Below are 12,640 nucleotides of genomic sequence, written 5' to 3'. Positions count from 1 at the left end.
CAATATGCTATAAATTGCTTAAAGACATGCAAACGATTGTATATGATCTTAATGCGCGCTATGTATCATATCCTTTGTTACTCAAAGTCTAATGACAATCACAAATTTGATAATAAGGAGTATTAAAATGGCTAAAGTTAAAAATTTCAAAACGATCTTTCCTGCGGTATCAGTACCATTAAATGATGACTACTCAATCAACGAATCAGAATTCCGTGCCTACCTCCGTTGGATTAAAACTTTTTATGGAAAAGGCATGGATGGCCTTGTTTGTAATGGCCATACTGGTGAAATCACTGGCTTAACACGTGCAGAACGTAAGCGTGTGGTGGAAATCTGTGCAGAAGAATGTGGCGATGTTATGACAATCGTTTCAGGTATTAACTGTGAAAACACAGTTGAATCAATCGAAATGGCAAAAGAAGCAAAAGAAGCTGGTGCAGATGCCATTTTACTCATGCCACCACATATGTGGTTAAGATTTGGTATGCATGCAGATGCACCATTTGAATATGTTAAAGCAGTGGCTGAAGGCGCTGATATTGATATCGTTATCCACCTATATCCAGCGACAAGTAAGGCTTTCTACGATGTAAATCTGCTCATGAGAATGTGTAAAGAAATTGAACATGTTAAATGTATAAAAATGGGCACACGTGTGACTTCTATCTATGAGCATGATGTGAGATTATTAAGACAAGAATGTCCAGATATTTCTCTAATTACATGTCATGATGAAACCCTCTGCGTAAGCTGGTTCCCTGGTATGGATGGTGCACTTATCGGTTTCGCTGGCTGTGTCCCTGAGATCATTCTTCCAGCACGTGAGGTATTTGCAAACCCTGATAAGCATACACTCAAAGAAGCACAGGATTGGTCAGATCGTATCTACCATATCTCTCAAGCCATTTACGGTGGTGGACAACCTTCAGGAGAAGCACACGCTAGGCTTAAAGAAGCATTGGTGCAACGTGGCATCTTCTCTAGTGGATTGATGAGAAAGCCCGTTCTTGGACTTAACCAAGAAGAAAAAGATTGGATTGCATTAGGACTAGAAAGAAGTAAAATGGAAAAGGTAGATATGAAACAATTCAAATAGGATTTCATAGGGGGAATTATGAGTACGAGCTTAGATTTAACAAAAGTAAAAAAAGCATCTTTCGTTGAACTCTTAAAAAGAATCGGACCAGGAATCATCCTCGCCGGCATCGTTATCGGTCCCGGTAATATCACAACTTCAGCCATGCTTGGTTCTAAATTTGGTTACTCAATGCTTTGGTTAATCATTCCAATAATGATTATGGGCATTACCTTCATGTTAACAACCTATCGCATTTCCATGTTAACGGGAATGCCTGTAATACATGCCATCAGGCATTACTATGGCAATACTGCAGCAGCTATCGTCGGTGTTGCAACCTTCCTTGCATGTTTATTTTTCACCATGGGCAATATCACTGGATCAGGTGCGGGTATGAATCTCATCTTCGGTATCAACTGGAAATTAGGTTCACTCTTGATGATCGCAATCATCTTGGCCTGTTACTTTACCAAGGGTGTTTATTCAAAAGTTGAAAAAATCATTACAGTCTGTATTTTCGGTATGATTGTTTGCTTTTATGCAACGCTTGTGGCAACAGGAGGACCCGCTTGGGGTGAGCTTGGTTCATCGCTTGTCAACTGGCAAATACAGCCTGGTAGTTTGGGAACATCTCTTGCCTATATTAGTACCAATGCCGCGATTACGGCTGGTATTTACGGTACTTATTTGGGCGTAGAGAAAAAATGGAAAAAGGAAGACCTTTTTAATGGCATTATGCTTGCCGATGCCTTCGCTCATGTCCTTGCTGTGGTCCTCATCTCAGGAGCAATCGTCCTAGTTGGTGCCATCGTATTGCATCCATCAGGAACTGCCATTAAAGCACCTGCACAGCTTGGTGACTTACTGGTTCCCTTTTTGGGCACATCAGCACCTGTCATCATGGGGATCGCATTACTTGCAGCGGGTTTTTCCTCTCTACTAGGCAATACCCAAAGAGGAATGGTTTTACTTGCAGCAGGGATCAATCGTCCTTACGGCCTTGAGACAAAGTTCATCAGATGGGGCTGCTTACTTTGTATCGCATTTGCAGCCATTATTAGCTATAGCTATAACGGCTCGCCAACTCAGCTCATCTTTATTGCAAACATCGCCACATCGATTGCAACACCATTTGGTGGTTATTATGTCTGTCGTTTGATTTTCAGAAAAGACATCAATGAAGGCTTTAACCACCAAGATTACTTCAAATCAGTATGGTAGTCTGCTATGGCTTTGCCTTAGTTATGACCTTCTCTGCTCTATGGAACACTGTTCCAAAGTTGATCAATTCTTTCATGTAATTTGCAGTATGTATTATGTGATTTACAGTTTGCATTATATTATTTGCAGTATGAAATATATAATCTATTCTATGTCATATGTAATATATACTTTGCACACTTAAAATCATTAAACATTCTTTTCAAACATCTTAAAACAACATTTGAGCCACCTTCGATGACTCAAACCAATTTTCGCTGACGCTGTTTGAGATTGAACATTTCTCATCACAGCTTTCGGCTCAAATTTTGTTGTATACAATAAAAGACTAAAACAGGTGCATTATGTCCTGTTTTAGTCTTTTTTACTTGCTCTATTTTTATATTTGTCCTATCCACTTCATAAAAACCTAAACTGAAATTATTTGTACCTTACTCGACTTTATTAATCGGGGGCTTTAGTCTGGATATTGATCTCAAGCGCGCTGATTTTCCACCACTAGGTCCATCAAACCATTAAAATAGGCATAGATGGTAACAATTGATCCAAGCTTGCGACTCTTTTCACCATAATCAGGTATTCTAATGATATCCTCTGAGGGCAAGAGGGGATTAATCTTTTGTATGGCCTCAATTAACTGATTAAAAATGACATCCTCTGTGAACAAAGTACCTGCAATAATCACTTTGTCTAAAGAGAGGAGGACATGTGAGTTAATGATGCTCACAGAGAGACAGTTTATCAAGTACTCAAGATCACTTGGATTTTGCATAAAATAAGTAACCACACCATCATCCGTCATGTTTTCATCAAAAGCGGCGTATTTTATACAGTCCTCAAGTGGTTTGTGATTTTTTAAATCTAAAATCATCTGTCCCATTTCAGAATGGGTATTGGTCTTTTGCATAACCAAGCCACCATTCACCATTATGGCACTACCAAGACCCGGCCCATACTTGACCAATAGAAAGTTCTCATCTTTGAAGTTGTAAAATCTGTGGAGAATTGCCAAGGCAGAGACGTTATTAATCAACTTATAAGGTAATTTCAAGGCTTCCAGCTTGGCTTTAATATTTTTATCATGATAAAAATAAGTGGATTCATTTACATAGCCTCGTAGCATGACCGTAATCCCCAACAAGTTTGATTTTCGTGTTGTTAAATCTTGAATATGTAGCATTGCATCATCAAATGACTTAAAGGATCGTGTGTCTATTATTTTACCCTTGAGATTTGTTAGGGAAAAGTGGATGCGTTCAGCTTCAACGTCCAAACCCAAAGCAAAAAAAGCGTCCTCTACAACATCCAGCAGCATCTCTCTCCTGCCTACTTTACCAAGGTCCAAGTCCTTGACTTCATATACAATGCCCTTTTCAATCAATTGATTAACAATAATGGTTATCGCCGCTGTTGTAAGCGATAATCGTTGTGCAAGGCGCTTCCTAGAAGTTGGTTCATTGACCAGTAATTGATTTATTACCTCTAATTGACTCGCTGTAAACATAAGCCCCCCTGTAAATGATTGGTATCTCTTAAATCATACAATATTTACACCCCCACTCACAAGGCTTGAGATAAAAAAATCTATATTTTCATAAACATAAATATCTACATGAACAAAGCCCTGTCTGCGATTTAAAATGCAGACAGGGCCTTTTGAATGACATATGTCATTCGGTGAGACATTCCGGCTCAGAATGTCTACAAAATATAATAGAGGATTCATAATTTGATCGTGAGGGGATCAAATAACATCGGATACTTCTTCAATCGCTTTACGGGTGTCTAACAGGTAGAAGAAGACACCTAGTCCAGACCAAATAAACAAGGCTATAATGGACGGAATCGATAGAAATCCAGGAGAACCTGGAATCACCAACAGCAAGAGAAAAACGCTACTGAAGACTGTTGCCACCAGGCCAACGGTTTTCTCAATGCCATCACTGATGCGATAGGCTGTCAGTGCAGTATATAAGAATACCAAAGCACCGCCAAGCGCTGACATGTCAACGATCCACTTAAGGACCTGCTTTCCGAAAAATGGTGCTGCTATGATGATAAATAGGATGAAGAGAATTGAATGGTGTGGGGTGCCATATTTTGGATGCTTTTTTGAAAACCACTTGGAAAGCAATCCATCCTCACTCATACTGTTCATAACACGGGCAGCGCCCATATAGAAGCTGTTAACACCTGAAAAAATTGCAAAAGCCAATCCAGCTGTTATAAAAAATAATCCTGTATTGCCAAATAGATTTCTAATTGCATCTCCTGTAGCCCAGCCCTTATAACCCATAAGATCTGCCTGTGAAAATTGAGATGCCGTTAAGAAAAGAAGCATTTGATAAATAAAGAAACCACATACTAAAGATAAAATCGTAATTAAAATAACCTGTTTGTATGGGAGTTTTGCATCACTTGCCACCTTAGGAATATTGGAAACACCGTAATATGCCCATGGCGTAATGACCAAGATGGCAATAATGCCACTTAAATTGATATTCTTGGAACCAGCATAGCCAACAAGGGGGGAGTTTGCAAAGTCAATCTTGCCTAAGGCAAGGAAAAATATCGAAAACACGATGATAATTAAAGCAATGGTTACAACATTTTGAACTTTAACAACGGATTCAACACCACGAATCATCAACCATCCAAATACCAAGACCACTAGAATACTAATGAGGACTTCTCCAGCTGTTACAGGAGAACCTGCAATGGTATAGAGGGTAATAAAATCAGTTGTTGGGAAGAGTACGTTTTTAAAGATCAAGGCAAATGATGTCGCATTTAAGGCTGCAATGCCGATAAAGACGATCATCAAGAACCAACCGACGATAAAGTTGTGTCTTCTATCAAAGACAAGCTTGCTGTAAGAATACTCACCGCCACTTGAATTGGGTGCCTTATTAAGCACAATACCATAACAGGACGCAATGGTTGAGACCATAATCAGCCCTATAAACATCCCAATCATAGTATTGAGGACACCTGCTTGGGGCAAGAACTTAATACCGGGTTGCATAAATGCTCCCCAACCGATCATGCCGCCAATGGACATCGTCAATAAACCAAGTTTTGAGACTTTTCTTTCATTTTCCATAAACACCTCTCACTATAGTGGGGTAATCGGATCAGCCGTTTGTTCAATGGCCTTCACTTCTTCACGAGCCTTCTTAAGGAAGGATTGTCTCCATTCTTCAAGACCTTGTGTAAACTCAGTCGTGAGGAATTTGTGTGCCATTTCAGCACCCAGCATTTCTGCCACAATCCATCCACCCATGGTTAAAATATTGGCATCATTGATGGCACGACATTTTTCTGCCGCATAAAGACTTTCAACTACAGAGGCATAAACCCCTCTGTATTTATTTGCAACGATTGCCATGCCCATACCCGTTCCGCAAAACAGAATGGCACGGTCAAACTCTTTGTTTTGGATTTTCTTAGCAGCAATTGGGGCTACATCGAAAAAAGGCATCGGTGACTCTACATCCTGAGTACCACAATCCACAACATCATATCCTTTTTCGATTAGGTCTTTCTTAACGTATTCTTTAAGGAAAAAACCCGATTTATCTGAACCAACTAATACTCTCATTTTTATTTAACCCCTTTCATTTCAAGTGCTTTTTCACAAGCTGAAACGATCTCTTTGGCTGTTAAACCATATTTTTCAGCCAGGAAGTCCTGCATGCCCACTTCTCCGAAATGGTCCATAACCCCTACACGTTTGATGGGTACTGGATAATTTTCAGACAAGCATTCAGAAATTGCACTGCCGAGACCGTTAATAATGGAATGGTTTTCAGCCGTAACCACTGCACCAGATTTTTTTGCTTCCCTGATAACCGTCTCACAGTCAAGTGGCTTGATGGTGTGTATGTCCACAAGGCCTGCTTCAATCCCTTTTTCAGCAAGAATTTTCTTCGCTTCAAGTGCTTCATGAACCATGATTCCGCTGGCGAAAATCGTAACATCCTTTCCAGATGCAATGACTTTTGCTTTGCCGAGTTCAAAGGTATCGCCCTCTTGATAGACGGGTTTGGCCTCTCTACGAAGCAGACGAATATAAACTGGGCCGTCATGTTCAATGATTTGTGGGAAGAGGCTTTGAAGTTGAACCCCATCTATGGGTTCCACAATACACATGCCTGGAATGTTTCTCATTATGGCAACATCCTCCATACTCATGTGTGTGCCACCGTTTAGCATAGCAGTGATACCAGGATCACTACCAATCATCTTTACATTGTTCTTGGCATAGCTTACAGAAAGCGTTACCTGATCGCAACAACGTCTTGTGGCAAAGGGTGTAAAAGAATGTGTAAAAGGGATCATGTTTAAAGTGGAAATCCCTGCGGCTACGCCGATCATATTAGCTTCGGCAACACCGACATTAAGGGTTCTCTCAGGAAATCTCTTTTTAAAGCCACCAGTACCACTTGCCATCATTAAGTCAGCCTCTAAATAGCATATGCGTTCATCTTTCTCTGCATGTTCAATCAACAATTCAGAAAAAACCTCTCTTAACCATCTTCCTGTTAACTGCATGTTGTCACCTTCATTTCTTCAATTTCTCTTACTGCATCCTGCCACATATCTTCTGTAACTGCCATATTATGCGAGGACAATTTGTTCTCAGCAAACTTAGCGCCCTTGCCCTTAATGGTATCCATAATGATCATGGATGGACGACCCGAGACGTTTTGCGCCATCATGATGGCTTTTTTAAGGGCTCCGATATCATGGCCGTCAACCACTTGAACATGCCATCCGAAAGAAGTCCACTTGTCATGAAGTGGATAAAGGCCATTGACTTGTTCAATATTGCCATCTATTTGAAGCTTGTTATAATCCGTGAAGGCAATGAGGTTGTCAAGTTTTTGAGAACCGGCTAACATAGCCCCCTCCCAAATTTGACCCTCTTGAGATTCACCATCACCTATACAGACATATGTCCAAAAATTCTTCTGCTTCATCTTAGCGCCGATTGCCACACCAAGTGCACATGAAAAGCCTTGTCCCAAGGAACCTGTTGTCATGTCCACCCCTGGTGTTAAGTTCATGTCGCAATGGCTTGGTAATTTCGTATTTGGGCGATTGAGGGTATCGAGTAGCGACTTGTCAAAGTAGCCCTTTAATGCAAGTGCAGCATAAACGGCAGGGCCACCATGACCCTTTGAAAGGATGAAGCGATCCCGATCTTCATCGTTTGGATTTTGTGGATCAATATTCATAACATCAAAGTAAAGAAGTGATAAGAGATCACAGATGGAAAGACTGCCACCAATGTGTCCAACCCCTAATTTACCGATACTCTCAATCGTCAACTGTCTTATCTCTAAAGCTTTATGCTCTAATTGTTTTATCTCGTTCATAACCTCACCTTTATCTTATAAAATAGACTCTAACAAGTCGTAAAGTACCTTTTCGTCCATCTTCACAGGTGTAAAGTGGATAAGCGCCGCCTTCATAGAGACCTCTACAATGTGATTCAAATCAGAAGCTTTAACATTGATTGCACTAAGTCTAATTGGCAATCCGATTCTTGTCATCAAGGATTCTACATGACTTGCAAAAGCTTCGACGCCATCAAATCCAAGGATGCCAAACAAGTAATCCATCTTGTCCTGACTGCCCTTGTAGGCCAATCGAATAAAGGCAGGCAAGGTAATACTACATGCCAAACCATGGCTAGCGCCAAAATCCACTGTTAAGGGGAAACTCACTGCGTGAATACCGGTTGTTTTTGTCTGACTGAAAGAGATCCCTGCTGTAACACTGGCAAAAGACATGTTCTTTCTGGCTTCAATATTGGTAGGTTCTTTAACTGCTGTTTCAATATTGTCTAAAATGGTCTTAATCACTGAAATGGAAAGCGCATCTGAAATTGGATTGGCATTGACACTCCAGTATGCTTCTATGGCATGACAGAAGGCATCCATTCCAGTTGATGCAGTGATTGGCGACGGCAGTGTATGTGTTAAGAGTGGATCGATCAAAGCAACATCAGGCCAGAAGTATTCTGATGCAAAAGGCATTTTAATATGGGTTTCTTGATTTGTGTACACACCTATATTGGTCACTTCGCTACCGGTACCAGATGTTGTCGGAATACAAATCAGCTGTGCCTTTCTTGGCATTAATGTCTTTGTCCCCGTACTATAATAATCGAAGATACTGCCTTCATTGTCCACTAAGCATGCAACCATCTTAGAAGCATCCATAGAGCTACCACCACCGAGTCCGATAACGACATCTACCCCATTGGCACGTGCCAATTCAGCAGCCTTATCAACCGTTTGACAAGATGGGTTTGGCTCAATTTCATGAAAATAGACGACGGCATCAATGCCTGTGGCCTCAGCAACCTTCTTTGCAGTCCCGTTTCCATATAAAAACGGATCACACATCATAAGGAGGCTCTTACCTCTAACAATCTTGTTAAGCCCTTGAGTCGCACCGTCTTCAAAGACCAAGCGCGTTGGCATATAAAAGTTAAAACTTGATTTATCCATCCCTTTACTCCTCTCTATGACTGCTTAATCACCCATACGGTTGGCATTTCCATCTCCAAACCATTGATGAGACATTTTTCATAAGCGTAATTTCCTGTGTGGGTTAAGTTTTCAAGACCCCACTCTGTTACGAGCACGGTATCTTCAACTTTTGAACCAATAATGGTTGGGTTAAAGGCATAGGCTTCACCCACTCTGACTTTATGTGTGCTTTCATAAGATGCCCTGAGTTCTCTCGGAATAAATCCAGTTAAGCCCCCTTGATGGTGCTCCTTGTGTTCAAGGGGATAACCCTCTAGACCATACTGATTAACACCTGCACCAAAGACTTCAGAGACGCTTTTTCCTGGCTTAAGGGCTTCCCAAAAGGCACCATTGACACGAACACACTTAGCGTGTTTTTCTTGCATTATTGGATCGGGCTCTATGAGGACATCTCTTGTAATTGAAACGATTAAACCGTTTCTACGACCACAGATTCCAACGAGCGCATAATTTTTAAGTCTCTTGTCGGTCATGACAGGATGTCTGTACTTTAAAGCCCTTTCATCAAAAGCCACCAGCGTTGTGATGGGTTCAATGTTTTGCGACCAAAAAGCCTTTGATATTTCACCGGCAAGCTCATACTCAGTCATGCCTGGTTTCACTTGTTTACATAGTGTTTCCAGAGTTACAGCAGCTTCATGACATAAGACTTTGAAATCCGCTTGATCATATTCCGAAAGAAGGGTCCTAATGGTAAAGAGCTCAGGTTCGAGCTCGCTTTCTGAAATCATAACAAGGCCATTTGTAATGCTTTGAATCATTGAAGTCTTCTGGTCTGGTTCATCCCAAGAAAAGGCCATGAGCTCCACCATGGGATGTGGTGGGAGCTGTTCTTCAAATAGTCTCCTGGCATCAATGTTCTCACCAAGCAAGACCACACGGTCTTTGGTGATAAAGAGACTGCCACAAGCCACAGTAGATGCTAGTCCTATGAAACCTCTCCCCCGTGTGATGTAGCTAAAATTCGCCTGATTCTTAATTTCAACGCCATGGACCCCTTTTTTATCCAGTAGGGCTCTGATGGCCTTTACCTTATATTCAAAATCCCTGAGCCTTCCCTCTTCATTTAGAATGCTCATTTGTTGTTTTATTCCATTTTTCATTGTCAAACTCTTTCCTCTGATGATTCGTCAATCGACTATCTCAAAATGTATTTTCTAATGATCTTTACGAGATCATCATAGCCTTGATAGAACTGCGTGAGTGTGTCTATAACAGCACCATAGCTATCAAAGGCTTCAACAGACATGCCGTCTACATCATAAGCTTTTTTGAACTCAGGTAGGGTCAAGAGTTGATTTAACCATGTCTCATTAACCGGCTCATCAATCTTGCTTTCAAAGGCAACATCACTCGCATTGATACGTTTTTGGAAAGGCGTTGGAATCGTCGCTAAGACATCTCCTCCTACGAATGCCGTCCAATGATGGATGTTTCTAAACGCTGCTGTGAGGAGCTTTGTTTTATAGCCTTTTTCTTTAAAAATTCTATAGTATTCCTTGCCACAAGCAATACCTGCCCACTCCATTGCTTCAGGGTCAATAAGGGCTGCTTGAGACTTGACAACTTTCTTAACATAATCGTCTGTTCTACCAATCATGATGGTACAAACAGGGTTGATCTCAGAATTGTCTTTGCCTTCTGCCAATCTTCTGCTTAAGGCACGCTCCACAGCTTCAGCCACTGCCACAGCCTGAGGTACGCTGAAGCATACCGTTGCATTGATTGAAACGCCTTGGTAGGTAACTTCTTCGATGGCCTTAACACCAGCAGCCGTTACAGGGATCTTTACTTGCATATTAGGTGCAAGCTTAGAGAAGTATAAGGCTTGCTCGATGAGCTTGTCAGGGCTTTTGCAGTACTTGGTATTGGTCTGAATCGAGATTCTTCCAGTACCTGTCTTTGGATCAAAAATAGGTTCTAGCTTCTTAGCACCATCAATGGCGAGTTTTTCAATCATAAACCAAGCGACTTCATCTTCTGTCATGGTCGGGTTCTTTTCGATGGTTTCTAATATAGTCTTCTCATAAGTTGAGAGATTGCTTTCTATAACGTCCTTGACGATAATCGGATTTGTAGTTGCACCAACACAGTTATGGTCAAGCGCATACGCTAAGCCGTTTAAATCACAAGAATCATTCCAAAATTTTGTCGCCGTCTTTTGGCTGGTTTCTTTTAATAAGCTCAATTTAGGGCCTCCTTTTCCACTCAGGTTTCTCAATATCACTCTATTCAAATACTTGGTCAAGCTTATTCATAGAGGCAAATTTCCGCCTTCAAATACTTACCAAGCGTCATTAATTCTTCTTTAATGTCCTTATAAGCCACTATAAAATGAGGCTCCCAGCCATCCTGTACACTATTGCTCACGATGTCAATAGAAGGACGCTTTGTTTTAAAGACCAAAGAGGTCCCTAGGAACTGTTGTGGTTTGTCTAAGATTTCACCAGTTGAAATAAAGAAGCGAATGCCACCATCCGGTTTTCTCCCAACTCTAAAAACAGTGGCCTGACTGGACGGTTTACACCCAAATTCCATGGTTGGACCAATTTTTCGGTTTGGATGAACACCAATTTGAGCCCCTTGTCTTGGGTGGGCCAAGCTACAAGCAGCCGTGCCACAATGCCAAAATGTAATGGTGCTTTCTTCCTGATCAAGTGATACAGGATCGCCAAAGAATACGCTTTCACCCGATAATCGCATACCTATGAGCATAGAGAGTGCGCCATAGGCATCCGCCTCGCAAGATGCTGCAATCTGATTGTCATTGAGCATACCAAGCACAGCACAAACTGGCGTACCAAAGTCCACAAAGAAATCAGGCCAACATCTCGAAGAAATCGCAGCAATATTGTTTTCCTTAATAAATTCAGAATAAGATTTATAAAGACGAATAAAATCGACCCTGTTGTCATCAGGTGTGTTGGATAAGCCCAATAGTTTTACTTTTGACTCTTCAATTTCAGCTTGGCATTCTTCCAAAGTGTATTTTTTAGCCCTATCCATGAGTTCTCTCACTTCAACAGCCATGTGCTTCATTCCAAAATACCTGCCGATTTCTGCATCTATGCCTCGGCCAAAGCCAAAGCCTTGAGGTGTATGACCGATGGAAGCAAGGGTCATGGTCTTAAATTCTCTTTTAAGCTGGGCTGCTGCCAAAACCGATTTGAGTTTTTTGATCACCCTTTGGTCTTCAGGCGAACCCCAAATATATTCAAAATTCTCCTTGCCCACATGATGCATGAGGTTACCCGCTGAATATGCGCCTGTTAGAGAATTGAGTCTCAATCTTCCGCCATCAATTACAGGCTCTTGCAAGGTCCATAAGAGGACATCCCCATCTATTGCTCTCAAAATTTCAGAAGCGTATTCCGAATTGGCAAAGGCATTATTCTGTAGGATGATAAGGTCACAGGATTTCCCCTTGATAAAGGCCATTAGGTCCGGAATCGTTAGGAGGGGCTTGTCAGGGCATTCTACAGCATCTGATAAAGATTGAAGTAAAGATTTAGACTTGTTGAACTGGTCATCTATGCTCTCTTTATGAAAGGTTGGAACGCCAATCGGGAGATAAAGTGCTTTAAACGGATTCATAGCCTACTCCTTTACTGTCTCATCCCAAGCATTTCTAAACACGCCAAGGCCATATGTCGTAAACGGATGCTCTAGTGCATCTTTATAGACTTGTAAGCCGCAAGTAACGATATCCGCACCTGCTAGGGCAGCGTCTTTGATTTGCTTTCCATTTCTAAGGGCAGCAACGATGATCTCT

General features: G+C 41.3%; 11 protein-coding genes. 2 read left to right on the top strand and 9 right to left on the bottom strand.

What is annotated here, in order from left to right:
- The first annotated feature begins 127 nt into the window (after positions 1 to 127).
- Together AC220I_RS11495 and AC220I_RS11490 are read left to right on the top strand one after the other, a co-directional pair.
- Positions 128 to 1,099, top strand: a complete 972-nt coding sequence (locus tag AC220I_RS11495) for a dihydrodipicolinate synthase family protein (protein ID WP_486723976.1) — start codon at positions 128 to 130, stop codon at positions 1,097 to 1,099.
- Between the two features lie 18 nt (positions 1,100 to 1,117).
- On the top strand, positions 1,118 to 2,302 hold the full coding sequence (locus AC220I_RS11490) for an Nramp family divalent metal transporter (RefSeq protein WP_486723975.1): 1,185 nt from the start codon (positions 1,118 to 1,120) through the stop codon (positions 2,300 to 2,302).
- 475 nt (positions 2,303 to 2,777) lie between these two features.
- Here AC220I_RS11490 and AC220I_RS11485 read toward each other — a convergent pair whose 3' ends face one another.
- The 9 genes from AC220I_RS11485 to AC220I_RS11445 all read right to left on the bottom strand — a co-directional run bounded on the left by AC220I_RS11485 (position 2,778) and on the right by AC220I_RS11445 (position 12,462).
- Entirely contained in the window at positions 2,778 to 3,806 is a 1,029-nt protein-coding gene (locus AC220I_RS11485; RefSeq protein ID WP_486723974.1) for an ROK family transcriptional regulator, read from the bottom strand.
- Positions 3,807 to 4,046: 240 nt separating this feature from the next.
- Positions 4,047 to 5,405 (bottom strand): APC family permease, encoded by a 1,359-nt coding sequence (locus AC220I_RS11480; protein ID WP_486723973.1) that lies wholly within the window; start codon positions 5,403 to 5,405, stop codon positions 4,047 to 4,049.
- A 12-nt stretch (positions 5,406 to 5,417) separates the two neighbouring features.
- Positions 5,418 to 5,903 (bottom strand): RpiB/LacA/LacB family sugar-phosphate isomerase, encoded by a 486-nt coding sequence (locus AC220I_RS11475; protein ID WP_486723972.1) that lies wholly within the window; start codon positions 5,901 to 5,903, stop codon positions 5,418 to 5,420.
- 2 nt (positions 5,904 to 5,905) lie between these two features.
- Positions 5,906 to 6,856, bottom strand: coding sequence for a transketolase family protein (locus AC220I_RS11470; protein ID WP_486723971.1), 951 nt, complete (start codon positions 6,854 to 6,856; stop codon positions 5,906 to 5,908).
- Positions 6,847 to 7,683, bottom strand: coding sequence for a transketolase (locus AC220I_RS11465; protein WP_486723970.1), 837 nt, complete (start codon positions 7,681 to 7,683; stop codon positions 6,847 to 6,849). The genes AC220I_RS11470 and AC220I_RS11465 overlap by 10 nt, the downstream gene beginning before the upstream one ends.
- A 15-nt stretch (positions 7,684 to 7,698) precedes the next feature.
- Positions 7,699 to 8,823 carry an iron-containing alcohol dehydrogenase gene (locus tag AC220I_RS11460; RefSeq protein WP_486723969.1) on the bottom strand — a complete coding sequence of 375 codons (1,125 nt, stop codon included), beginning with the start codon at positions 8,821 to 8,823 and terminating at the stop codon, positions 7,699 to 7,701.
- 14 nt (positions 8,824 to 8,837) lie between these two features.
- A complete protein-coding gene (locus AC220I_RS11455; protein ID WP_486723968.1) occupies positions 8,838 to 9,971 on the bottom strand; it encodes a M24 family metallopeptidase in 1,134 nt (377 codons plus the stop codon).
- Between the two features lie 35 nt (positions 9,972 to 10,006).
- Positions 10,007 to 11,056 (bottom strand): transaldolase family protein, encoded by a 1,050-nt coding sequence (locus AC220I_RS11450; protein WP_486723967.1) that lies wholly within the window; start codon positions 11,054 to 11,056, stop codon positions 10,007 to 10,009.
- Positions 11,057 to 11,118: 62 nt separating this feature from the next.
- The gene (locus AC220I_RS11445; protein WP_486723966.1) at positions 11,119 to 12,462 is read right to left on the bottom strand and encodes a fucose isomerase; all 1,344 of its coding nucleotides are present in this window, start codon (positions 12,460 to 12,462) and stop codon (positions 11,119 to 11,121) included.
- Positions 12,463 to 12,640: the final 178 nt, after the last annotated feature.

The organism is Fusibacter sp. (assembly GCF_057447755.1).
The sequence above is the reverse complement of the archived record's forward strand: the minus strand, read 5'-3'. Positions and strand labels throughout refer to the sequence as shown.